Here is a 24,242-nt window from a genome sequence, read left to right on the forward strand (position 1 = left end):
ACCCATATCCTGATCATTACCGTTAAGTCAACAAAACAAAAAAACCCTGCCTGAGCAGGGTTCTTTTCGATGCCTTTTGCCCTGGCCAGCAGTATATCGCGACCAGAACCGTAATCGGGCGTCGACTAACTCTTTTTCGCGTCTTCGTCGCGGAGCTCTCGGCGCAGTATTTTACCCACGTTAGTCTTGGGCAGATCATCACGGAACTCAAACTTCTTCGGTACCTTGTACGCCGTCAGCCGCTCACGGCAGAATTCCTTAAGCTCGCCTTCGGTCAGGTCCGGGGACGAGGACACCACGAACACCTTGACGGCTTCACCGCTCTTGTCATCGACAATGCCGACTGCGGCGCACTCAAGTACCTTGGGATGACCGCTCACAACGTCTTCGATCTCGTTCGGATAAACGTTAAAGCCGGACACGATAATCATGTCCTTCTTCCGGTCGACAATGCGAACGTAACCGTCTTCCTGGATCAGGGCGATGTCGCCGGTATGCAGGTACCCGTCTTCGGTAAAAGACTGCCGGGTCTCTTCCGGGCGCTGCCAGTAGCCGCGCATGACTTGCGGGCCTTTGACGCAAAGTTCACCCGGTACGCCCAGCGGTGTCTCATTGCCATCGTCATCAATGGTTTTAATCTGAGTGTTGCAAACCGGCAAACCAATGGTACCAAGCTGAATCGCACTGTGGGGGTTGAAGGTGACCACCGGCGAGGTCTCGGTCATACCGTAGCCCTCACTGATTTCACAGCCGGTCACTCGGGTCCAGAGCTTCGCTGTGTCACTGGTCAGCGCCATGCCGCCTGACGACGTCAGTTTCAGCGCACTGAAGTCCAGTGACTTGAATTCTTCATTATTGCAAAGCGCTACAAACAGCGTGTTGAGACCGAGGAAACCGCTGAACTTATAGTTCTTGAGCTCCTTGACGAACCCCGGAATGTCCCTGGGGTTGGGAATCAGCACGTTGTGGGCGCCAGCCTCCAGCATAATGCCGCAGTTCAGGGTAAAAGAATAAATGTGATACAGCGGCAGGGGCGCAATGATTACTTCCTTACCTTCTGTGAGGATATCTTCCATCATCGGACGGGTTTGCAGCAGGTTGGCTACAAGGTTGCCATGGGTCAGCATCGCACCCTTGGCCACGCCGGTTGTGCCACCGGTGTATTGCAGCACCGCGATGTCGTCCTGCTTGCAGGCCACCTCGGTAAATTTTTCACGAGCGCCAGCAGCCAGCACCGCAGGCAACTTGTGAGCCTGGGGCAAGTTGAAAACCGGCACCATTTTCTTCACGTGCTTTACCACCGCATTCATCAGCGTGCGCTTGAGCGGTGGATGCATATCGGCGATTTCAGTGACGATCACATGTTCAATGCTGGTTTGCGGCAATACCTTTTCGGCGTTATAAGCCATATTCGCCAACACCACCAGGGCTTTGGCACCTGAGTCGTTAAACTGGTGCTCCATCTCCCGAGTGGTATAGAGAGGGTTGGTGTTCACCACGATCAATCCGGCGCGCATCGCGCCAAATACAACTACCGGATATTGAGTCAGGTTGGGCATCTGAACGGCGATCCGGTCACCGGGTTTCAGATTGGTTTTATTCTGCAGCCAGGCGGCAAAGTTCCGGCTCTGGGTGTCCAGGTCACGATAAGTCAGCGTGACACCGACGGCACTGAAGGCAGGACGATCGGCGTATTTCTTCACCGCCTGATCAAAAACATCCACCATGCTCTGATATTTATTAAGGTCAACTTCGCTGGGAACGCCAGGTGGGTATTTATCCTGATAGAACTGCGCTAAATCCATCACGCCATCTCCTGTTTATTGCTTATGCTTATATTATTTGACAGGTGCTTGTCAGATCCTGGCGCCCTATTTGGCCGCGCAGGCCCGACTTCTGTTATTGATTACCGACACTCGTTAGCCGCCATGTGGCCGTTCAGTCACGAATGGCACTCATAGGAAAACTGGTTTAAAAACAACCAGACTAAAGTCTCAGCTATTAAAAAGAGTCGTGAGAATATCAGTTTTGAAGCCAATGAGGTAGCGTCTGCAGGCGTCAATATTCAACTTTAGTCGCAGCAGTGTAATCTGCAGATCTTTCCGGTCAAACCATGACTGGTTCAATTCTGCAACATCTGCTTTCAACGCATCGATATCGTTATCCATGAAGTCCGCTACCAGCAGCATGGGTATTCAAGGTTGGCATCCAGATCCCTGAACAACAAATCGTCTGTCGAAAAGCTTTACAAATGTGGGTGCGCTCGAAAAAGTATTGCGGAAAACCGGGGATCAAAATTTATATAATTGTTTTAATTCAATACATTAAAATAAATGGCTTAACGATTGCTAAGAGATAGATCGGCGGCATCACTCTTTCTACCCTGTGGTGGTGTCCGCCTGATATGCCGAGCTTTGCCGATGCACCTCAACTGCATCGGCTTTTTTTTGCTTACCTTTTTTACCTACCCCTTTTTTGCCTACCCAACGGGTATCCGGCTTATTTGCTGAGGTGTTTCATGGCCGACTCCAGCCCTTCGATGGTCAGCGGGTACATATGATTATTCACCAATTGCTGGGTCATTCCAAGTGAGCCACCGCCACCCCAGTACTGCTCGGGTAACGGATTCAGCCACACCACTTTGCGGAAATGGTCGCTTAGGCGCTGAAACCAGGTAGCCCCCGCCTCTTCATTCCAATGTTCGATCGAGCCACCCGGCTGAGCAATCTCGTAGGGCGCCATAGTGGCGTCGCCCACAAAAATGACTTTATAGTCCGGGGTATATTTATGCAGGATATCCCAGGTACTCGTGGTTTCGTTCATGCGCCGGACGTTGTCTTTCCAGACACTTTCATAAATGAAGTTATGAAAGTAGAAGTACTCCATGTGCTTGAACTCGACCCGAGCTGCCGAGAACAGCTCCTCGCAGACTCGTACATGGGGGTCCATCGAACCGCCGACATCGAAAAAAATCAGCACCTTGACGGCGTTGTGCCGTTCCGGGACCATTTTCAGATCCAGGTAGCCCGCGTTCCGCGCCGTGGAGCTGATGGTATCGTCCAGGTCGAGCTGGTCAGCGGCGCCTTGTCGGGCAAATTTACGCAGCCGGCGCATCGCCACCTTGATGTTACGGGTACCCAGGGTAATGCTGTCGTCCAGGTCGCGGAACTCCCGCTTTTCCCAAACCTTGACGGCGCGTCCGTGGCGACCGTTTTTCTGGCCAATGCGGAAACCTTCCGGGTTGTAACCGTTGGCGCCAAACGGTGAGGTGCCGCCGGTCCCAACCCACTTGTTACCGCCCTCGTGTCGCTCCTTCTGCTCTTCCATACGCTTCTTGAAGGCTTCAATCAGCTCTTCAAGCCCACCCAACGATTCGATTTTCGCTTTCTCTTCATCAGAGAGCTGCTTCTCAAACTCGGCGCGCAACCAGTCTTCTGGAATCAGTGCCTGCATTAGCTCGTCGAGATTTTCAATACCCTTGAAATAGGCATCGAAAGCGCGGTCAAACTTATCATAATGGCTCTCATCTTTTACCAGGCATAATCTGGCCAGGTAATAAAATTCTTCCATATTGGCAAATACAACACGACTCTTGAGCGCTTCCAGCAGATCCAGAAACTCCCGCAGGCTGGCCGGAACTTTCGCCCGGCGAACCTCCATGAAAAAATCAATCAGCATAAGCTACCCCCTGCCATCAGGGTGAATAAGGGACACTAGCCCCGGCGCCGCCGGGCCATAAACGCAAGCTTCTGCAGCAAGTGAACATCCTGCTCATTTTTGACCAGTGCACCGTACAGTGGCGGCAACGCCGAGCTGGCATCCCGATCCTGCAGAAGCTTGGCGGAGAGTTCATCCGCCATCAACAGCTTCAGCCAGTCAATCAGCTCGGAGGTGGATGGCTTCTTTTTGAGTCCCGGTACCTTGCGAACATCAAAAAATACTTCCAGTGCATCCCGGACGATGTCCTGCTGCAGGTTCGGGAAGTGTACGTCCACGATGCTCTGCATGGTGTCACGATCCGGGAAACTGATGTAGTGGAAGAAACACCGGCGCAGAAAGGCATCCGGAAGTTCTTTCTCGTTATTACTGGTGATCACAATAACCGGCCGATGTTTGGCTTTGACCAGTTTCTTGGTCTCGTAAACAAAGAATTCCATGCGATCAAGCTCGAGCAGCAAATCATTGGGAAATTCGATGTCGGCTTTGTCGATCTCGTCAATCAGCAGCACCACCTGCTCGTCCGAATCAAAGGCTTCCCATAGCTTACCCGGGACAATGTAGTTGCTGATGTCCTTGACCTTCTCATCCCCCAGCTGGGAGTCCCGCAGGCGTGATACTGCGTCATACTCATACAGGCCCTGTTGGGCTTTGGTGGTGGATTTGATATGCCAGGGTATCAGCCTCATCCCGAGCGAAGCCGCCATTTCTTCAGCGAGCAATGTCTTACCGGTGCCCGGCTCACCCTTGATCAGTAGTGGACGTTGCAGCGCAATGGCCGCATTGACCGCAATCTGCAGGTCTTCCGTTGCAACGTAGTTCTCGGTACCGGTAAATTTCATGCAAGTGATCCTGTTCTGTGAGTCTGGATTCAAAACGATAAAACCAAGTATAAAGCCTTCCCGGGTCGGGTAAAACCGTAGCAGCCTACACTTTTACCCGCCTGGCTATTTTTCAGGTTGCCTTGCGGCTTGTTCCGCCTGATCGTTGTCCGGTGGCGTCTGTTCGTCCATATCCGGCAGCTTATCGATATCAGACAGGTCAAAATCTTCCAGTCCAAAGTCGTCTTCCAGCTCCGTGGGAATGGCGCCCTCCACTTCCGGCTCGAGCTGAGGTATTGGCTCACCCTCGTCTTCAACAACCGGCAAGGGTTCGTCATCTGCGGGCCCAGCCTCGTCTGATAAGGGCACACCTTGTTTGCCGGATCGACGTTTTTGCCACCAGAACAAGCCGCCCGCAAAAACGACGAGCCCTGCCAAACCCCCTGCACTCGCAAGCAATAACGGCGAGATGCCAACGTCAGCGACCTGATCAGAAACTACTTCATCAGCTTCTGAAGGGGGCTCGACCTGACTTATGTCGATCGGTCCATCTGCGTGAGTGGCTACTTCGGCACTATCCGCCGCCGCTATCTCCTCATCCTCAGGGGATACTGCACGGGTGTCCGGGGTTTCCTGCGGTCGGGTGTTTGCGGGCTCCCGAGAAGGTTCGGGTCCGGACGATTCTGACGCTTGTAATGCCCGGGAAGCCTGAGGTGCCGGGGCCAGCGGGACCCTCACATTCTGGGCGCCGGTTTCCCGGGGAAAGCGAGCCTGGAAAGATTCCGGGGTGTAACTGACATCGGTGCCATCAAGGGTCGAACCGGTAAACCGAAGCGCAAGGGTATAGGCGCCATCCCCTTGCTCTGGTGTGACGGCGCCTTGCCAGTGCCGACTCTGTGGCGAGTACGGCAACTGCGATGTCGCCACCTCCCCGTCCGGAGACGTAACCGTCAATGCGATACTGGAAGCTTCAATGTCCAGATCAGGATGCTCGGGAGTCACTGTGACACCGTATTCCGAATTATCCGGCGCGCCGCGGGCGTTTACGACGATCTGCACCGGAGGCCGCAAAGCAATGACACCACTGAATTTGCGGCTGAAGGTCGGGGCACTGGCAACCAGATCAATGCGGTAATCGCCTGGCTGTTCCAGGCGTCGGATCACATCACGGTAGACTCCGTCCTCAGGCGGGTCATTTTCCGCTAAGACCTTTCGGCCACTGCGGCCATCGTCAGTGGTCAGCATCAGGCTGACGTCCATCACACGCAGGAAATCCGGATTCGTGATCTGCAACTGTTCTTCATAAAATGCCGTATTAATGGTTACTATCTGGCCACGATAGAAACGGGCAGGGATATCACTGACCACCATCCGCAGGTCACTGACAACGGTAATCCGGCTACCATCACCCAGAGTGCCTTCCAGCCCCCAGGTACCGGGTTGGGGTTGGTCCACAGTGATAAGATCGTAACCGGTCTCGCTGACCCAACGCAGGTTATCGGGGCGAGAGTTTCTGGTTATCTTCGCTCCGCTTGGGGTCACCAGCGTCAGGGCACCGGAAGACTCGGCCCCGCCCTGTTGGCTGTCGCTGAAAATTAACGCCGTGAATTCCTCCACTCCGCTGTCGACCTGGAAGCCGCTATCGCGGATGGGCAATTGTTCCTGGGGCACCGCAGTATTGAGCGCGGTCACAAACACCCGGCTCAGCTCGCTGGCGTTGTCTGCAATTGAGCGACTGCCGCCAGTGCGACTCGCGAGTGCGGTCAACAGGTCAAGATCGGCCTCCTCAGAAAGTGCAAGGGTATGGATTCGTGCGCCTGATGTTTTGATACGTTCCAGCAGTTCGCCGAGCACCCGCTGCCGTTCGGTTTCGTTGATATTGTCGTCCGGGGCAATATCAACCTTACCGTCAGTGAGGAGAATAAACTGGGTATTGGAGAGATCACCACCGCTGAGGTAACTTTCGCTGGCAACTTCAAGTGCTTCCCCCAGGTTGGTACGAAGGGCGACCGAGTTAATCTGGCTGGAACGCTCCAGGGCACGTTGGCGCCAGGCGTCGTCCACCTCGGTGAACGGCACCAACATGTTAACGTATTGGCCGAAGGTCCAGATGCCAGCGCTGGTGCCGTCGGGGAGCAGGCGTGCGATGAGCCTGACAGCGGGCTGCCGAAGGTTTTCAGGGTCATTGGTTTTCATGCTTCCGGAAATATCGACAATGACGCGAACGTCCGCGGGGGCCGGTAAATCGGGCACTTGGTTTGCGGATTGCGCTAACACACCCGGAACCGCGAATGACAGCAGCAGATATGCCCAAACCCCTTTAAACAGGTGTTTCATTGGCGGCCTGGCCTTTCGTTATTTTTATGTGGGGTCAGAGCCCGGCGCCTGGCCGTTGGGCCCATGATATTACTTGCGCACCAACCGATAGCGCACGAGATCCAGTATCCAGACCAGAAGCATAGCGAGCGATGCCAAACCGAGGTTGAAGAACGCGCGGGCGGCTTCATCGGCGTTGCCAAGAATGCCCTCGTAGCCAGCATGCAGCCACGCAGGAATCCACCAGTTGACTGCCTCTGAAGACTCCACCGGCGTAAGGAAAATAACCACCAGCGCCGCTTGCAGCAGCGTACGCAAGGCATAAAGAGGTATCAGGCGGAACAGCCGGGTAACCATGTAGAAAAAAACCACAAAGGCGACCGCATAAAGGGCCCAGAAAATTCCGTAGGCCAGCTGGGCTTCAGTATCCATAACATTTTTCCTTTATTCGTTTATTCGCGACTGAAGTCGCTCCTACAAAAACCTCCCCCGTAGGAGCGGTTTTAACCGCGATCAATGTTCGAGGCCTTTTGGTTATAAAACCCAATGTATTATGTGTTCTTCCCATTGGTCTTCTGGCACATCGGCTTCGGAAATTACCCGATGGCGGACGGATACGCTGGCCTGGTGGACGGTTTCCGGATCGCCCGAGCGCAGCGGATGCCAGTCCGCCAGTGGGCGGCCTTCGGACAGGGTCCGGTAGGCGCAAGTGTACGGGAGCCAATGGTAGTCGTTTATGGTAGCCGGTGTCAGCACGGTGCAGGCGGGGACTTTTTGCAGCCGGGTTTCGTACACCGTGCAACCGCAGGTTTCCCGGTCCATGTAGCGGCACACCAGATCGGTGTAATAAACGTCACCGGTGTCTTCATCCTCCAGTTTGGCCAGGCAACACTTGCCACAGCCATCACACAGTGACTCCCATTCAGTCGGGGTCATCTCGTCCAGGCGTTTACGTTGCCAAAACGGGATGGCAGCGATCACGTTGTGCGCTTCCCGACCTTTTCCTTGAATTCAACCAGATAGCTTTCCAGCTTTTCAGGCATCTGGAGAAAGAAGCCCTGATCCTTGATAGAACCCAGCACCTCATCACCGGTCGCCCGGGACAGTTTGCGCTCTGCCGTCAACAGCAGGTCCATGGCATGCACCGGGCGACCGAAGGCACTTCTGAGTGGCTCCGGCAGCTCGTTCCAGGTTTTTCCCCGTTTCACATAGATATAGGTATCCGTGCTCTTGCTGCTCCGGAACACGGAAACAAACTCTCTCTCATTCATGATGTCAGTATTACCCTGATTTGTTCTCTGGCCGGTGTGGTCATGGTGCCGCGCCAACCTTCAAAGAGTGTTCCGGAAGTTTGTTCCGGATCGTTCATACCTTCCCGCACCAAGGCTTCCAGCCGGCGCCGTGGCGCCAGCAATTCCACCGGTACACTCCGCTGCTCGGCGATGTCCGCAAATACCCGTTTGATCTTTTTGTAGATACCTTGCTCGTCCCGGGTCAAGGGCGGCGTAATCATCGCAAAGCCCGCGCCGGGCGGTATGGTTGTCTGTTTCACTATTTCAAGCAAGATCTCGCCGTAGCGCCGAACCACCACCGGCGGCATGTCCGGCAATGACGCCAGTTTGCCGGTATTGGCCGGAGCAGACTCTGCAATGGCGATCAGAATATTGTCCGCCAGAACACGGCCCCGGGGTCTGTCCCGCTCCCGGCATTCAATCTCCCGCCAGCGAACCAGCGCCTGCAATAACTGTTGCTGCTTTTGATTGAGATACCAGCCACCACGGACCTTCAGATAATACTGGTCGGGCTCCGCCTGACTGTTAAGGTCATCGGCAAAACGGGCCGATTCTTCAGTCAGGGCTGCCGTTAGCCCTTTCGACGCCAGGCCCTCCAGCACCCACTCATAAAGCGGTTTCAAATAACGCACATCGTCCAAAGCATAGCTTTCCTGCTCTGGCGATAAAGGCCGTGCCAGCCAGTCCGAGCGGGTCGCGGATTTGTCGAGAGCGTGACCGAACAAGCGCTCAACCAGACGCGCATAACCCACCGAGAACCCTGCCCCCGCCAGGGAAGCGCCGATCTGAAGATCCAGAACACCGACCAGGTTCACTCCCAGCCAGTGCCGGAACAGCTCCAGATCCTCGCTCATTGCATAGAGTAACTTGGGGCGCTCAGGGTCGGCCAGAACCCGCCGGAACTCAGCAGATTGTTCCGCCACCGACGGATCGACCAGGCAATACTGTTCTCCCAGACCCAGCTGAACCAGGCCGGGGATGGGATAAAATGTGGATATTCGCTCGAATTCCGTATCCAGCGCCAGGGCTTCGTCAGGTTCAGACAGCAACCAGTCGTCCAGTGCACCGGGGGTTGTAACCCAGTGAACGTGGGCTGGATCGGAATTGGAAACCATAGTAGCTCTCAGTAACTTTCAGGTTGCAGTAACTTTCAGGTTGGCTCAGTCCGCCAGGGGCTTGCGCCCCCGGAATGCATGAGTAAGGGTGAAACCGTCAACGTAGCCAAGCTCGCCACCCACAGGAATACCGTGGGCAAGACGGGTAATCAGCACCGGGGTGCCGTCGAGCCGGTCAGCAATATAGTGCGCGGTAGCCTCACCCTCAACAGTGGGGTTAGTGGCGAGGATAAGCTCCGTGACACCTTCTTCCCGAACCCGACGGAGCAGAACATCAATACCGATATCCGACGGTCCCACCCCATCAATAGGAGAAAGATGCCCCATCAACACGAAATAGCTGCTGCGGTAGTCCCCGGCCTGCTCTATGGCCAGCAAATCAGAGGGGCTTTCCACTACGCAAACGGTACCTGTGTTGCGCTCAGGATTCTGGCACAAGGTGCAAGTAGGCGTATCAGAGAAGTTCTGGCAGGTTTCGCAGCGGCGAACGCCGGTCATTGCCCGGGCTAGCGCATCTGCCAACTGCTCACCGCCAGAACGTCCTCTTTCGAGCAGATGAAACGCCATTCGCTGTGCCGTTTTCTGGCCCACTCCCGGCAAGCAGCGCAGCGACTCAACCAATTCATCAACAAGCGGACTAAACGCCATTCCAGTTCCTCAGGAAAAAATCATACATCGAACCTGACCGATCAAAAAGGCATCTTGAAGCCGGGCGGCAAGCCCATACCGGAAGCCATACCAGACATCCGCTCCTTCTGATTCTCCTCCACCCGACGTACGGCGTCATTGACGGCGGCGGCCAGCAGATCTTCCAGAATATCCTTGTCCTCACTCATCAGTGACGGATCAATATCAACCTTCCGTACGTCGTGACGCCCGGTCATGGTTACTTTGATCAAGCCTGCACCGGATTCACCGGTAACTTCCGATTTGGCAATCTCCTCCTGAGCCTTCTGCATCTCTTCCTGCATTTTCTGGGCTTTTTTCATCAGGTCACCCATGCCGTTCATTTCTCGCTACTCCTCTGTCTGATGTTTGATAATTCAAGACCGGCAAACACATACGCCTACATCAAAGAGTCAGGCTGGTCGTATGCTGTCTTCGACTACCCTGCCTTCAAAACGTTCCACGATCGACTGGATCAGCGGGTCGCTGCGTACCGCCTCTTCCGCGGCTTGTTGCCGGGCGACACGGGACTGCTCTTCCCAGATTGCCGGGGTATTGCCTTCGGCATCGCCCTCTTCGATCTTGAGTGTTACGTCATCACCGAAACGGGTCGCCAGGGCTTCTTTTATACGGTCCTGATGGCGATCAGTCAGTAACCGGGCATGCCCCTCGTCAATAGTGAGGGTGATCAGATCACCGTGTTTATGAAACGCCGAGTGGCTGGCCAGGTTGCCAGGCATACCCACGATCTCAAGACCACGAAAATCCCTTGGCCAGTGAAAGTCCCTGCTATCAGAACCGGACTCTTGCGGCGCCGGGACGGCTTGCTCCGGGTCGCCCGAAGACGCCTCTGAAGCTTCAGCCAGAACGGGCTCCGGCTCATCATCTCCGTCGGTGACCTGGCTATCTGCATAGGCGTCCAGTTCTGCGTATTCGGAACGCTCTGCATTATAGAAACTATCTGTATTTTCTGAACTCGCCGCAACAACTGGCGGAGCTTCCTGCCCAGACGGTTGCTCTGGTGCCTGGGGGCTGTCTACCGGCTCCGGTTCAGGACCTGGCTCGGGTTCAGAAATCGGCTCAGGCTCCAGCTCGGGTTCCGGTTCGGCTGCGGGCTCAGGTTCCGGCGTGGACGCCGGATTGGCCGTTAAAGCTGGCTCGGGCTCGTCTACTGATGGCGTAGCCGTTGCGGCCGCAGGGTCGGGTTCCTCCTGAACGCTTGCCGTGGCTCTGGCAGCACCGGAGGAGGATACGGTTGGGGGCTCTCCCCTGTCGGTGCCCGGCCGGAACGCCAACATCCGGAGCAGTGTCATCTCAAAGCCCATGCGGGCATCGGGCGTGATAGTAAGATCCTTCCTGCCCATCAGCGCGGCCTGATAAAACAGCTGGGCGTCTTCCGCACTTAACTGCCGCGCCAGTGTCTGAACCTGCTCGGCATCCCCCAAAGAGTTGTCTGCACTGCCCGGAATAACCTGCTCCATGGTGACCCGATGAAACAGTGACAACAGATCCGCCAGTATTGCCCCGTAATCCGGGGCAAAGTCGGAGATCCGCCGGATTTCAGACAATAATGCCGGGCCGTCGTTCTGTACCAGAGCCTTGACCAGCTGTTCGATGTCACGCTGATCGATAGTCCCCAGCATGCTGCTGACATCGGATGCTGCGAGCTTCTGGTTGCCAAACGCAATGGCCTGATCAGTCAGGCTCAGGGCGTCCCGCATGCTTCCATCCGCTGCCCTGGCGAGCAGCCACAAAGCCGGGTCATCAAAGGGGATGTGTTCTTCGGTCAATACATGACGCAGGTGGCCCGCGATGTGTTCAGGTGTCATGCGTTTCAGATTGAATTGCAGACATCGGGACAACACGGTGACCGGGAGTTTCTGGGGATCGGTCGTCGCCAGCAGGAATTTGACGTGCTCCGGCGGCTCCTCAAGTGTTTTCAGAAAGGCGTTGAACGACTGATTGGTAAGCATGTGCACTTCGTCAATCAGGTAGACCTTGAAGCGGCCACGAGAGGGGGCGTACTGGACGTTATCGGTGAGCTCCCGCATGTCATCGACGCCGGTCCGTGAGGCCGCATCAATTTCAATCAGATCAACAAACCGGCCTTCCTGCAGCTCGACACAACTTGAACACACACCACAGGGTTTCGGCGTTATACCGGTTTCGCAGTTCAGGCAGCGTGCCAACAAACGGCCAATCGTGGTTTTTCCGACACCGCGAGTGCCGGTGAACAGGTACGCATGGTGCAACCGCTGATGTTCCAGGGCATGCACAAGTGCCTGCAGGACATGTTCCTGCCCGACCATGTCTTCAAACGTTTGGGGGCGCCACTTCCTGGCGAGTACCTGATAGCTCATGATGTGCGTCAACTGCGGCTGTAAATAAGGTCAACCTTAGCACGGACCGCTCCGCAGAAGAAGCCGGATGAAAAGGCGGGAAATAGCCAAAAAAAGCAAGAAAAATATTAAGAGGATACTTCAAGGCATTGAAATAAATGACTTGAATAATTTTGGTGGGGAAATCTGGGGGTGGCCCCACCAGCAACACTCCGGCACACAATTCGATCGCTTCGGCTGCTCCCTTCCGGGCCTGACCGGGTTCACGATTTCATGTTGCGAAGGCACCAGCGGAGCCACCATAACGTTCGCACCCACTCGGTGGGATGCGGCGCGCATAGTAGCAGGCGACGAGGGCGGCAGCAATCCCAAAACCTCCGCTCCGCTCATTTCCCGTGCGGGGTTCACAGCGGAATGGGTACTTCGTCCTGTCGGAACCAGCACGCCACACTGTACCGAGTGCGCTGGGCCGTCAGTACTTCGTGGGGTATTTCCTCACTCATGAACAGCACCATTTTACCCGCTTCGGGCAACACCGTACCGCAAATTTCATCGGGCGAATCCCGGTTGTACAACCGCAACGCCCCACCGTCCTGGGCCTGCCATTGGTCATTCAGATAGAACACCACACTGACGATCCGGGACCGCCTTCCCTTAAAGCTATCAATGTGCTGCCGGTAAAAGTCACCGGGTTCATAGCTGGCATAATGGGCCTCAAAGCGATTCAACCCGAGGAACAGCAACCTGTTCAGGTCGACACGCACCCGTTCAAAAAACCGAAAGAGCGATACTTGGGCTGCCGTATCGCCCTTGAGCCAGGCAATACGGTCACGCCGAATCGAACGGTCCCGGGAATGATCTGCTCCCCGTCCGGTTCCCGCTTCTTTCATAATGCCGTTGTGGTGGAGCAGCTCTACTTCTGCCTTCAACTCCATAATCAGCTCAGACGGCAAATACTCAAACACCGAAAAGTTCGCCCACCCGTACTCCGTGAGGTCATTGCAGACCTGCGCCATGGCTCCTTCAATCCCCTTGGGTTCTGAGGCAGACAAACGCGAGCCAGGCCGACCAGCGGCCACTGAGAACGTAGATAAATCGTTAACGTCCATCCTGAATATCGTATTCCTGCAAAAGGCCCGAATGAGCGGTGTTATATGATGGAGGATTTATCGGATGACTGCAGCATAATGCTGCCGATAAAACTTAACTTCCTCGTTAAATTCACCGTTTAATACTATGAATTAAATACAATACATGAAAGATTAGAAGTTGTTCGGGTCTAAAATTCAGCTCGGGCGCAAAACCCTGCACAGAGGCTTGTTGCGAGAAAATGCATACAGGTATGCCATTCTTCGGGTGGACTAATAGCTTCGTTTTGGCTAGTGATATAGGGTTAGCATCGACGTATGTAGGGTTTCGCGACTGAAGTCGCGCCTACGGGTGGGAGTTTAAAGGGAGTTGAAAACAATCATTTTGTTGGAATTTGAAAATAACAAAGAGGTAAGAATTTGACCACCGCTCCGGGACATTGGTCCTTTACCCGCTGGATAACGATGGGCCAGCTTGAAAGCTTACAGATTCATCATCCACTTTTCAGCGCCAAGCTGTTCCTTCAGGGCGCGCATCTGATTCATTTTTCACCCAGCGGGCAAACCAACTGGTTGTGGTTGAGTGAAACAGCCCGTTTTGAAACCGGCCGTGCAATCAGGGGAGGTATTCCGATCTGCTGGCCGTGGTTCGGAAATCCTGACAAAAACCCGCCCGAGGTTCGCAAGCGCATCCTGGCAGACAGCGCCCACGGCTTTGCCCGCACCGCAGTCTGGAAGCTGGAAGATGTTCGGGAGTCCGCACATGAAGTGGAAGTCAGCCTTTCTCTGGACGCCAATGAGGATTTTTCTCATCTCTGGACTGGTCGCAGCCGCGCCCTGCTCACGTTCAATTTTTCTAATAAAGGTCTCCAGATTGCTTTAACAACCACTAACGCCGGGCGCGAGCCACTCGCCCTTACCCAGGCCCTGCACACCTATCTGCCGACAGCCGATATTTTCGATACCCGGGTGCGGGGCCTCGACCAAGCAAGTTATATCGACACCCTTGACAACTGGAGCACGCAAGTGCAAAACGGCCCAGTGCGCTTTTCGGGTGAAACCGACAGAATTTACGAATCCGGCGAGATACTCCGCATTGCGACGCCCGGTGGCATCCGCAAGCTGTCGCCATCAGGCAGCGATTCAACAGTGGTCTGGAACCCCGGCCCTGAGAAAGCTGCGCGACTCAGTGACTTTCCTGCGGATGCATGGAGACGCATGCTCTGTGTTGAAACTGCAAATTGTGCCAATGATTATCAAGTGTTGAACGAGGGGCACAGTTATACTCTCGCCATGATGCTCTCACGGGGCTGACAAAAGGACAGTGCATGAGTTTACGTTCCTACCTGAAAGCAAAACTTGTCCCTGCTGCATTGGAGGCGCAAATTACCCGTATCCGCAAGCCCATCGGCAGCCTTGGCTATGACCCCTGGGGCTACAACAATGAGGTAATGAAAATCGGTTTTTCGCTCACCCGGCACCTCTACGAAAAGTATTTCAGGGTTGTGTGCGATGGCGTTGACCAGGTTCCCGCTGAAGGCCCGGTTCTGATCGTTGCCAATCACAGCGGACAATTACCCCTTGATGGCGTGCTGATAGGTTATGCCCTTGCCTCCCGCGAGACCGACCCCAGAATGCCCAGGGCAATGATTGAGCGTTTTTTTCCGACTGTTCCCTATCTCGGCAACCTGCTTAATGAAATGGGAGCAGTGCTGGGCGACCCGACCAATTGCGCCAAAATGCTTGCCAACAACGAAGCGGTTATCGTGTTCCCCGAGGGCATACGTGGGTCCGGCAAGCTGTATCGGGATCGGTATCAGCTCAAACGATTCGGCAACGGCTTTATGCATCTGGCCATGAAACACAAGGCAACCATTGTGCCCGTGGGCGTGGTGGGTTGTGAAGAAAGCATACCGGCCATCGCCAATATCAAACCGCTGGCGAAAGCCCTAGGCATTCCTTACGCGCCGGTCGCGCTGCCGGTGGTCTTCCCCGCTAAAGTTCACCTCAATTTCGGGGCGCCGATGTTTTTTGATGACACTGAAATCCCGGAAGAACTTGTCACCGAAAGGGTCGAACAGGTAAAAGCAGCAATCAGCGAGCTGATTGACAAAGGCCTCAGTGAACGAAAAAGGCTGTTCTGATGACTACCACAACACGCCGACCCCATATTCTGGTCACCGGTGCAGCCGGCGCCCTGGCACAGCAGGTCATCAATCGCCTGAGAGATCATTGTGACCTGGTTGCCGTAGATTTCCGGGAGCAGGTTTACCTGGGTGACGACATCCCCAGCTACTGCATCGATTTCAACAAACGGGTCTTCGAGGATCTTTTCCGGCGTTATGACTTCGATGGTGTCATCCACCTCGGACGCGTCATGTCGAGTCAGCTCACCCGGATGCGGCGCTATAATGCCAACGTACTGGGAAGCCAGAAACTGCTGGATCTGAGCCACAAATACGGTATCAAACGGGTGGTTGTGTTATCGACTTACCACGTCTATGGTGCCGTCGCCTACAATCCGGCTCTCATAGATGAAGAGGCACCCCTGAAAGGCGCCGGTCTGAGCGCTGATCTGATTGACTCAGTGGAACTGGAAAATCTGGCCAATATTTACTTGTGGCGCTATCCGGACCTGAACATTACCGTTCTGCGCCCTTGCAATATCGTGGGTCCCGGAGTGCGGAACTCCATCAGCACACTGCTCGCCAGCGAGCATGCCCCGGTGCTGGCCGGCTTTTCACCGATGATGCAGTTTATTCATATCAATGACATGGCCGATGCCATCGTGCTTGCCTATCAGAAAAACCATAAAGGCATTTATAATGTAGCTCCGGAAGATTGGGTGGCCTATCAACACGCATTGGCCCTGTGCGGATGCAAACGCATTCCAATACCGTCGATACCACCGATCTTGCCGAGACTGATTTTACGGGCCCTCAGGCTCAGAAGTTTTCCATCGTACCTGATGGACTTCTTCAAGTATCCGGTCGTGATAGACGGTCGCTCGTTCGCCAAAGCTTTTAATTTCACGCCGCAAAGGCCGCTGAAGGAAATTTTCCGGTTCTATCGGGAAAACAAAAAACCCATTTAACGCCAGCCGGGCGCGGGTCCGGCTGGCGTATCACAGGATGTGATTAAGCATGGTCACAGATTTCAGCCTGATCAGCCATTCCGGAGCGGCACTTGCTTTTCTGCTGCTCGCTATCCTTATTGCCACCCGATACCTGCGGCGCGACACTGATCAAGCCCTGTTCCTGGCAGCTGTTGCATCCCTCCTCTGGGCATCCTCCCTGGTGGCACAGACTCTTTGGAGTCAGCCGCCATTTTTTTACCGCTACCTGCTGGAGTTACTTCGAGACGCAGCCTGGATTGCCGTATTGTTTGCCCTGATCAGGGACGGCTCAAGAAACGGGGAGCTGGCTTTAAAAATCCGTTCGGTCCTGGGCAGCGCAACCGTCATCCTGTTGCTGAGTCTACTGTCGGTGACTGCCCTTGAATATTTGCTGGACTGGAACATCCTCGATGGCAAAACCAAAGTCATCGGTCAGATCGCACTATCACTGCTCGGTATCTGCCTGGTGGAGCAAATCTGGCGCAATTCCGTCTCCTTCGGACGCTCAAGCGTCAAGTACATCTGTATCGGTATCGGCACCTTGTTCGCGTTCGACTTTTTCATGTATGCCGACGCCCTGCTGTTCGGGCAAATCTCCAGCGCATTCTGGAATGCCCGGGGTGGCGTCAATGCTCTGATCGTGCCGCTGTTTGCAGTCAACATGATCAACACCCGTAAGCAGCCGGTCGATTTTCAGCTTTCCCGCTCTGCCATCTTCCATGTCGGCACGCTGGTTTTTGCCGGCGGTTACATGTTGTTTGTCGCTGCCGGCGGCTACTACGTTCGCATCCTGGGCGGAGATTGGGGGGAAGCCCTACAAGTGCTTTTCTTCACCATGCTGATGACACTGTTTGCCACGCTTCTGGTTTCGCGGCGCTTCCGGGCGCGGGTAATGATTCAGATCAGCAAAAATTTCTTCGATTACAAATACGACTATCGTGAAGAGTGGCTGAAGATGACTCAGGTTTTCTCTAACCTCAGTGATGATCCGCCACTTCCCGAGCGGGTCATTCGCATCCTCTCAGGCCTGGTTGAAAGCAATGCCGGTGTGCTCTGGGTGCAGAACGAACAAGGTAATTACGTACTCAGCAAATCCGTTAATCTTGCACCGCCCAAATACACAACCATCGACAACAAAGCCGAACTGGTGCGATTTTTTCAGCAGCGGGAATGGATTATCGATCTTAACGAATACCGGCTGGACCCGATACGTTACAACCTGATTGAAATCCCCGACTCCATTCTCAAGTTTCCGGACGGCTGGCTGATCATTCCGATGTATCTGGGCGATGAACTTTACGGCATTGCCCTGATCGGAGCCCCCTACTCCAGAGTCGAACTGAACTGGGAAAACTTTGATCTGGTGCGTGTGGTAGCACGCCAGACCTCCAACCTGCTCGCCCAGGCGGATGCCCAGAACCGGCTTTCCCGGGCAATGCAGTTCGAGGCAGTCAGTAAAACCTCAGCGTTCATGGTCCATGACCTCAAAACGATTATTGCCCAGCTCTCCCTGCTGGTGAAGAATGCCCCCAAACACCGGGACAATCCGGCTTTTATCGACGATATGATTCGCACTACCGATCACGCAGTCCAGAAGATGACCAATCTGGTGGATCATATTCGCAAACCCAGCGACAGCGCCGGAGACGTTCAGCCAATTGACCTGTACACGCTCATATCGGAGCTGGCAGCGCACCACGCGAGAAATCAGCCGCAACCCACGGTGGAAGGACCAAAGGAACAAGTCATTGTTCACGCTGACCCGGAGCAACTGCGCAGTGTACTGAGTCACCTGATCCAGAATGCGCAAGATGCGACACCGCCAGATGGTCAGGTGAGCCTGGCACTGAAAACCGCCAGCGGACAAGTGGTGCTGTTCATTCAGGATAGTGGCACCGGCATGACAGAGGATTTCATCCAGATGCAGCTGTTCAAGCCCTTTGAGAGTACCAAAGGCCTCACAGGTATGGGGATTGGTGCCTATCAAGCCAGGGAATACGTCAGACGCATTGGTGGCAATATTGATGTTACCAGCGAACCCGGGGTTGGCTCCTGCTTCTCGGTACGTTTACCCATTGCCTCTCCTGAGCCCATCTCCGCTTCAACTCAAGATAACAAAATGAACAAGCCGGGCACCACAGTACAGACCTTGCAGCTCGCTGAGAGTGAGCAAATCCGGTCGATGAGGCCGATTAAGGAAAAAGACTAACGACAATTCATTGGTGTTTTTGACATGCAGCCTCTATTGTCATTGCAAAACGTCAAAGTTCTGTTGAAACTTAAATTAAAGAATCGATCGAATATCACGAAACAGAAAAAGGATTTAGCGCTGTTGTGAGTAAACGACTTTTAATCGTGGAAGACGATCCCGGTCTGCAAAGTCAGATGAGATGGTGCTTTAGTGACGATCTGGAGATCGCCGTAGCCAGCGACCGGGAATCTGCATTAGCCGCCCTTCGGCGCCTCGAACCTGACGTAGTCACACTGGATCTCGGCCTACCTCCGGACCCGGGCGGTGCAAGCCAGGGTTTTGCCCTGCTAGAAGACATTCTGCGCCTGAGCCCACAGACCAAAGTGGTCGTGGTCACCGGGCGGGAAGACAAGGAAAACGCCGTCAAGGCTATAGGTATGGGCGCCAGTGACTTCTATCAGAAGCCGCTCGATGCCGACATCCTTACCTTTGTGGTCAACCGGGCACTTCGTCTATCGGAGCTTGAACGGGAAAATCTTGAGCTCTCCCGCGACCGCAATGGCACCTCCATCAAAGGCATTGTAGCGGCAAGTCCTCAAATGCTGACCGTCTGCCGTACTCTGGAAAAAGTAGCACCGGCCGACGTTACCACGCTGATCACCGGCGAGACCGGAACGGGCAAAGAATTGCTTGCAAGGGCGGTTCATGACCTCAGCAATCGCCGCGACAAACCCTTTGCAGCGATCAATTGCGCCGCTATTCCGGAAAATCTGCTGGAAAGTGAACTTTTCGGCTTTGAGAAAGGCGCATTCACCGGCGCGACCCAAAGTAAAAAAGGCAAGGTCGAATCCGCCAACGGCGGCACGCTGTTTCTGGATGAGATAGGCGACATGCCCATGGCGTTGCAGGCCAAGCTGCTCCGGTTTCTGCAGGAGCGGACCGTTGACCGAATTGGTGGCGTTCAGCCTGTACCGGTTGACGTTCGGGTCGTATGCGCCACCCACCGGGATGTCAAAGACCTGATCGGCCAGGGAACCTTCCGGGAAGATCTCTACTACCGCATCAGCGAAGTCACCCTGGATGTGCCCGCCCTCAGGGACCGGGGTGGAGACGCTCTGGTCATTGCGCAGTCGTTAATCAAATCCCTGGGTAAGCAGATGGACCGCTCCAACCTCACCTTCAGCCAGGACGCCATCAACGCCATCAATTCACACCCGTGGCCTGGCAACGTCCGCGAGATGATCAACAAGGTCAAACGAGCCATTATTATGGCCGACGGCAAACGGATTACCGCCGCCGACCTGGAGTTGAATGGAGATGAGCAAGGAGCGGATGGCCTGCTAAACTTGCGCCAGGTCAGAGAGACCGCCGAACGGAACGCAATCAATCAAGCGCTCTACACCAGCCATTACAACATGGCGCAAGCTGCACGGTTGCTGGGCATCACCCGGCCAACGCTTTACAACCTCACTGACAAATACAAAATAGAAACGTCCCCCGAAGCCTCTAGTGTCTGACCCCGATTCAGGGCTCAACCGGCAGTAAGGACGACACAAATCATGGAAAAAAGGAGACGGGTCATGAAATCACTTCCGTTAGTACGCACCATACTGCTCATAATCACACTAGGGCTTGGACTCATGGGGTGCCGTGAAAGCGCCAATGACATGAGCCAGGAGGAGATCCAGTACTTAAGCCATTTGGACCAGGCTCGGTTTTTCCAGCGCCAGGGAGAGCTCAAGGCCAGTACTCTGGAAGCAAGAAGCGCTATCGACCTTCAGCCGTCCAATGCCGAACCCCATTTTGTCATCATTGACAACCTGTTGACTGCCGGGGATGCCGTTAACGCTGAACGTCAGGCCAACCTGCTGGCAGAATACATTAGCGAAGACGTCATGGACGGCATAACCCGAAACCGGATCAACCTGATCCTAGCCAAGTCCTGGCACCTGAGGGGGGAGCCGGAAAGAGCACTCGGCAATCTGGATGAGATAACTGATCCGGACCGCGCCCAGGAATTGGAAGCTGCATTGCTTCGCGGCGACATTCTGCTGGGTAACGGTCAAATTGACGAGGCAGAGGCTGCGTATGAGGCAGCGAAAGATCTCGATCCCTCAGCCGTCGAGCCACTGATCGGCCTGTCCCGGGTAGCCTACGCAAAAGACCAGATGACCGAGGCCGAAGCGCTGATTGAAGAAGCCATTGCCATAGATGAGACCGATCCCGAACTCTGGCTCTGGCGAGCGCAACTCGCCCAGGCTAGAGAAAACTGGCCACAAGCTGAAGAGGCATACATACAAGCGCTGGAGGACATCGGCCAATACGACATCATGACGTATCAGAAGTATGAAACCATTGCGTCTCTTATTCGGGTTCTCCGGGCCCAGAATAAATCCGCTGAAGCGTTCGTATATCAGGAAATTCTGGCCAAGTCTGCCCCGGGCACTATTCGCGGCAACCTTGTGGCAGCCCGGGATGCCTTCAACGAGGGCGACCTGGAGCAAGCTGGAAGATATCTGGAAGAGATCCTTTCCCAGTCTCCCAATCATGAGCAAACCGCGCTGATGTTGGGGATGATCCGGTTTCGCCAGGGCCGGATGGAAGAAGCCGAGAGACTGCTCGCCCCGGTAGCCCGGAACGAAGATGCGGAAGACGCTGCCAAACTGCTTGCGGCCACCAAGATTCAGATGCGGGATATTGACGAAGCCAGGGCCATTCTCGAGGGCCTCAATGAGAAAGATACTGATCCCGGTATCCTGGCCCTGGTCGGCATTGCCACACTTGCGGGTGGAGAGAGCCAGGCCGGAGAAGAATTTATCGAAAAATCCCTGGAGCTCAACCCTGATAACAATGCCCTCCGGTTACGCTATGCCCGCTATCTTCTTCAGCAAAACAAGCCTGAACAGGTTATAGCCCAGGCTGAAGAGGTCATGAAGCGCGATCCGGAATCTTCCGATGCTCGTCTGCTCATGATTCAGGCCCATATTGCGGCTGGTAGCGTCGATACTGCAGTTGAGTCAGCGAACGCCTGGGTGAAAGAGCAACCCGACAGCATCGCAGCCAAACTGACTCGCGGCCAACTTGCGGTACGGCAGGGCGATATCGGGGAAGCCAAACGTTACTTCGAGCAAGCGGCAGCAGCGACCACCGAGAATCCAACACCTCTGATCGCATTGGCAAATCTTGCCAATGACCAGGGCAACACCGAGGAAGCCGGTAAACACCTGCGTGCCGCCGTCACCATGGCTCCGGACAATCGTCAGGCACTGCAAGCACTTGCGGGCACCCTCACCGTGGAAGAAAGCAAAAGCTTTTTAACGCAACTGCTTGAAGAGAAGCCCGACGCCACTGGCCCCCGTTTGGTTTTGCTGGAGTATGCACTGCTGGAAGGCAATGACCAGGCCACCGACGAACACACCGCAATTTTGCTTGAGCCCACAGAAGCCAATACGCCCGCTCGTCTCACGCCTTTTGTTGCGGGGATTTACAATGGCGTGGCAGCAAAGAAAATTCAGACACAAGAGCTTGACCAGGCTAAAGCCATTCTTGATCGGGCCAGAGCGCTGTTCCCGGAAAATGAGGACATCAATTTACAGGCGGCCACAGTTGCGTTTCAAACTGACCGCAAGTCCGAAGCCCTCGATATTTTGCAGGAAACCAAACTTGTACATCCGGATTCGGCTCGCCCGTTCCTATTAGAAGCCGCCCAGATGTCTCGGGAGAGAAAGCACAAGGAAGCCGCAGAGCTTTACCAGCTCGCATTGCAGAAGCAGCGAACTGCCGATACCGAAGTTCGTTATGCACAGGCTTTGCAACGTTCGGATCAGCCCGCAAAAGCCATTGAAGCTCTGGAAGGCGCGAAAACCGCTTTTCCTGGCGAAGACCGGATAACCTTCATTCTGGCACTGGCTTATCAGGAAGCCAAAAAGTTCGATGAAGCGATAGCGAACTACGAAGAACTGCTGGAAACTCAACCAGAAAACGTTATCATTTTGAACAACCTTGCCTGGCTCTACCAGCAATCGGAAGATCCACGCGCCCTGGAAATCGCAGAGCGCGCGTTTCAGCTGAGTCCCGAGTCCGCCGCCGTCGCAGACACTTACGGCTGGATACTCTTCACTACCGGCAGACAGGCAGACAGCCTACCCATACTCGAAAAAGCCCATGAGCTGGAGCCGGAATCTGAAGATATAGCCTTGCACCTTGCCGAGGCCTACAAAGCGGCTGGTGAACAAGGCAAAGCCAAAGCCATCCTGGAGAAGATTTAACGCCTGATCGAGGTTGAAACCGCTCCTACAACGCCCCTGCGGGGGCGGCTTATGCCGCAGTCTCATACGTGACGTCGATCTCGGTTCACGGTTGAAAACGAACACAAAAACCCGCGGCACTTGAGCGACCTGTAGGAGCGACTTCAGTCGCGATTCAGTTTTCAACAATATCGGATTTCAATAACCTACGTTACAACTTGAACTAACTTTAATTAAGCCCCACTCCGCTTACCGAATTACCGTGTTTGCGAATTAAAAAACGGATAACCGTCACCGCATAAAATCACGACACCTTATTTGCAGCGCAGGCCAGCCAGGATTTGGCTCTGCTGCACAAACTAACCACAATAGAGACCTACTGATAGCCATGACAAAGCTACTTCGTACGGGACTTTCGCTACTTCTAGCTGGCACTTGCACTTTTACCCAAATTTCAGACGCGGCGCCGCAGCCAGGCTTCCTCGGAGAATACTTCAAAGGCACCAGCTTCAACCAACCTGTAACTTCACGCATCGACAGCGATATCAACTTTAACTGGGGTAGCAGCAGCCCCATCAAATGGTTACCGACGGATAATTTCAGCGTTCGCTGGAGTGGTCTGTTCACCGCACCCCCTTTCAGTGGCACCCGCCAATACCGCTTCACCACGAAGGGCGACGACGGTATGCGGTTGTTCTTTAAAAATCTCTTCGTCATCGATCAATGGAAGCCACAAAGCAACAAAGCAACAAAGCAACAAGTCGTATAGTTACACAGCCACCCTCAAACCCGGTGAAAGCGCTTCAATAATCGTTGAGTACGTTGAACGCTCCGGCAACGCCGCCGCAACCTTTACCATCACCGATGTCGCTGCCGGTTGCACGATTCCACTATCAAAAACGATCATGACACCGGACTCCAAAATACCCACTGAGAAACAAAGTCAGCCTGACATTTCCCTTGATAGTGTCGACCTGGCCTGGACAGCGCCCCTGATTCGAACGGACGGCAGCTCCATAGCTCTCAGCGAAATTCAACGCTATGGAATCTTTTACGGACTGAACACTAAAGACCTGTCAAAAGTCCTTAAAGTGGACAGTGACGAGACCTTCTACAGCTTCAAGAGCCTCACCCGGGGGCGCTGGCACTTTGCCATTGTCGTAGTAGATACCAGAGGCCTGAAGAGCCCCCGGTCCAAGGTGGTATCCAAGCTCTTGAATTGACTCTGAACATCTATCGCCAAGATAGCTATGTCATATCTTCTAAAGTCTTATCTGACAAGGTTAGCTATCTAACTGACATTTAATGTTTTTGGATATTGGCCCGGAATGTGCG

22 protein-coding genes and 1 other RNA gene are annotated in these 24,242 nt (G+C 54.4%); 8 read left to right on the forward strand and 15 right to left on the reverse strand.

Annotated features, from left to right (window positions below; all coding sequences use genetic code 11):
- Positions 1–125: 125 nt before the first annotated feature.
- The 14 genes from F6Y09_RS09675 to F6Y09_RS09735 form a co-directional block, all read right to left on the reverse strand.
- Positions 126–1,805 (reverse strand): AMP-binding protein, encoded by a 1,680-nt coding sequence (locus F6Y09_RS09675; protein ID WP_152206729.1) that lies wholly within the window; start codon positions 1,803–1,805, stop codon positions 126–128.
- A gap of 189 nt (positions 1,806–1,994) precedes the next feature.
- Positions 1,995–2,168: a hypothetical protein gene (locus F6Y09_RS20130; RefSeq protein WP_179959389.1), complete on the reverse strand. Its 174-nt coding sequence runs from the start codon at positions 2,166–2,168 to the stop codon at positions 1,995–1,997.
- A 331-nt stretch (positions 2,169–2,499) separates the two neighbouring features.
- Positions 2,500–3,678: a vWA domain-containing protein gene (locus tag F6Y09_RS09680; protein ID WP_152206730.1), complete on the reverse strand. Its 1,179-nt coding sequence runs from the start codon at positions 3,676–3,678 to the stop codon at positions 2,500–2,502.
- Positions 3,679–3,713: 35 nt separating this feature from the next.
- Positions 3,714–4,559 carry an AAA family ATPase gene (locus tag F6Y09_RS09685; RefSeq protein WP_152206731.1) on the reverse strand — a complete coding sequence of 282 codons (846 nt, stop codon included), beginning with the start codon at positions 4,557–4,559 and terminating at the stop codon, positions 3,714–3,716.
- A gap of 105 nt (positions 4,560–4,664) precedes the next feature.
- Complete coding sequence (locus F6Y09_RS09690; protein ID WP_152206732.1) at positions 4,665–6,875, reverse strand: VWA domain-containing protein; 2,211 nt, start codon at positions 6,873–6,875, stop codon at positions 4,665–4,667.
- Positions 6,876–6,944: 69 nt separating this feature from the next.
- Positions 6,945–7,286: a hypothetical protein gene (locus F6Y09_RS09695; RefSeq protein WP_152206733.1), complete on the reverse strand. Its 342-nt coding sequence runs from the start codon at positions 7,284–7,286 to the stop codon at positions 6,945–6,947.
- A gap of 102 nt (positions 7,287–7,388) precedes the next feature.
- A complete protein-coding gene (locus F6Y09_RS09700) occupies positions 7,389–7,835 on the reverse strand; it encodes a YcgN family cysteine cluster protein (protein ID WP_152206734.1) in 447 nt (148 codons plus the stop codon).
- Positions 7,832–8,125 carry a YcgL domain-containing protein gene (locus F6Y09_RS09705; protein WP_152206735.1) on the reverse strand — a complete coding sequence of 98 codons (294 nt, stop codon included), beginning with the start codon at positions 8,123–8,125 and terminating at the stop codon, positions 7,832–7,834. Before F6Y09_RS09705 ends, F6Y09_RS09700 begins: the two co-directional genes overlap by 4 nt.
- Entirely contained in the window at positions 8,122–9,261 is a 1,140-nt protein-coding gene (locus tag F6Y09_RS09710; protein WP_152206736.1) for a ribonuclease D, read from the reverse strand. The genes F6Y09_RS09705 and F6Y09_RS09710 overlap by 4 nt, the downstream gene beginning before the upstream one ends.
- 45 nt (positions 9,262–9,306) lie before the next feature.
- On the reverse strand, positions 9,307–9,909 hold the full coding sequence (recR, locus tag F6Y09_RS09715) for a recombination mediator RecR (protein ID WP_152206737.1): 603 nt from the start codon (positions 9,907–9,909) through the stop codon (positions 9,307–9,309).
- A 41-nt stretch (positions 9,910–9,950) separates the two neighbouring features.
- Positions 9,951–10,271 carry a YbaB/EbfC family nucleoid-associated protein gene (locus tag F6Y09_RS09720; protein ID WP_152206738.1) on the reverse strand — a complete coding sequence of 107 codons (321 nt, stop codon included), beginning with the start codon at positions 10,269–10,271 and terminating at the stop codon, positions 9,951–9,953.
- A 69-nt stretch (positions 10,272–10,340) separates the two neighbouring features.
- The gene (gene dnaX / locus F6Y09_RS09725; protein WP_152206739.1) at positions 10,341–12,287 is read right to left on the reverse strand and encodes a DNA polymerase III subunit gamma/tau; all 1,947 of its coding nucleotides are present in this window, start codon (positions 12,285–12,287) and stop codon (positions 10,341–10,343) included.
- A gap of 175 nt (positions 12,288–12,462) precedes the next feature.
- Positions 12,463–12,559: signal recognition particle sRNA small type (ffs, locus tag F6Y09_RS09730), an RNA gene on the reverse strand.
- Between the two features lie 111 nt (positions 12,560–12,670).
- Positions 12,671–13,282, reverse strand: a complete 612-nt coding sequence (locus F6Y09_RS09735) for a 2OG-Fe(II) oxygenase (protein WP_246180446.1) — start codon at positions 13,280–13,282, stop codon at positions 12,671–12,673.
- 492 nt (positions 13,283–13,774) lie between these two features.
- Here F6Y09_RS09735 and F6Y09_RS09740 point away from each other — a divergent pair, with 492 nt between their 5' ends.
- The 7 genes from F6Y09_RS09740 to F6Y09_RS09770 all read left to right on the forward strand — a co-directional run bounded on the left by F6Y09_RS09740 (position 13,775) and on the right by F6Y09_RS09770 (position 23,676).
- A complete protein-coding gene (locus F6Y09_RS09740) occupies positions 13,775–14,668 on the forward strand; it encodes a D-hexose-6-phosphate mutarotase (RefSeq protein WP_343031097.1) in 894 nt (297 codons plus the stop codon).
- A 14-nt stretch (positions 14,669–14,682) separates the two neighbouring features.
- The gene (locus tag F6Y09_RS09745; RefSeq protein ID WP_152206741.1) at positions 14,683–15,498 is read left to right on the forward strand and encodes a lysophospholipid acyltransferase family protein; all 816 of its coding nucleotides are present in this window, start codon (positions 14,683–14,685) and stop codon (positions 15,496–15,498) included.
- A complete protein-coding gene (locus F6Y09_RS09750) occupies positions 15,498–16,448 on the forward strand; it encodes an SDR family oxidoreductase (RefSeq protein WP_152206742.1) in 951 nt (316 codons plus the stop codon). The genes F6Y09_RS09745 and F6Y09_RS09750 overlap by 1 nt, the downstream gene beginning before the upstream one ends.
- Positions 16,449–16,497: 49 nt before the next feature.
- A complete protein-coding gene (prsK, locus tag F6Y09_RS09755) occupies positions 16,498–18,678 on the forward strand; it encodes an XrtA/PEP-CTERM system histidine kinase PrsK (RefSeq protein WP_152206743.1) in 2,181 nt (726 codons plus the stop codon).
- Between the two features lie 125 nt (positions 18,679–18,803).
- Positions 18,804–20,177 carry a PEP-CTERM-box response regulator transcription factor gene (prsR, locus tag F6Y09_RS09760; RefSeq protein ID WP_152206744.1) on the forward strand — a complete coding sequence of 458 codons (1,374 nt, stop codon included), beginning with the start codon at positions 18,804–18,806 and terminating at the stop codon, positions 20,175–20,177.
- Positions 20,178–20,240: 63 nt separating this feature from the next.
- The gene (locus tag F6Y09_RS09765; protein ID WP_152206745.1) at positions 20,241–22,928 is read left to right on the forward strand and encodes a tetratricopeptide repeat protein; all 2,688 of its coding nucleotides are present in this window, start codon (positions 20,241–20,243) and stop codon (positions 22,926–22,928) included.
- Between the two features lie 367 nt (positions 22,929–23,295).
- Entirely contained in the window at positions 23,296–23,676 is a 381-nt protein-coding gene (locus tag F6Y09_RS09770; protein WP_152206746.1) for a PA14 domain-containing protein, read from the forward strand.
- Here the strand turns inward: F6Y09_RS09770 and F6Y09_RS20135 are convergent, their stop codons facing one another.
- On the reverse strand, positions 23,677–23,814 hold the full coding sequence (locus F6Y09_RS20135) for a hypothetical protein (protein WP_179959390.1): 138 nt from the start codon (positions 23,812–23,814) through the stop codon (positions 23,677–23,679).
- Between F6Y09_RS20135 and F6Y09_RS09775 the strand changes: the two genes are divergently transcribed.
- Positions 23,813–24,130, forward strand: a complete 318-nt coding sequence (locus tag F6Y09_RS09775) for a hypothetical protein (protein ID WP_152206747.1) — start codon at positions 23,813–23,815, stop codon at positions 24,128–24,130. The two genes, F6Y09_RS20135 and F6Y09_RS09775, sit on opposite strands and share 2 nt — an antisense overlap.
- Positions 24,131–24,242: the final 112 nt, after the last annotated feature.

It is taken from the genome of Marinobacter changyiensis (genome assembly GCF_009193265.1).
In the GTDB taxonomy this organism is placed as follows: Bacteria; Pseudomonadota; Gammaproteobacteria; order Pseudomonadales; family Oleiphilaceae; genus Marinobacter; species Marinobacter changyiensis.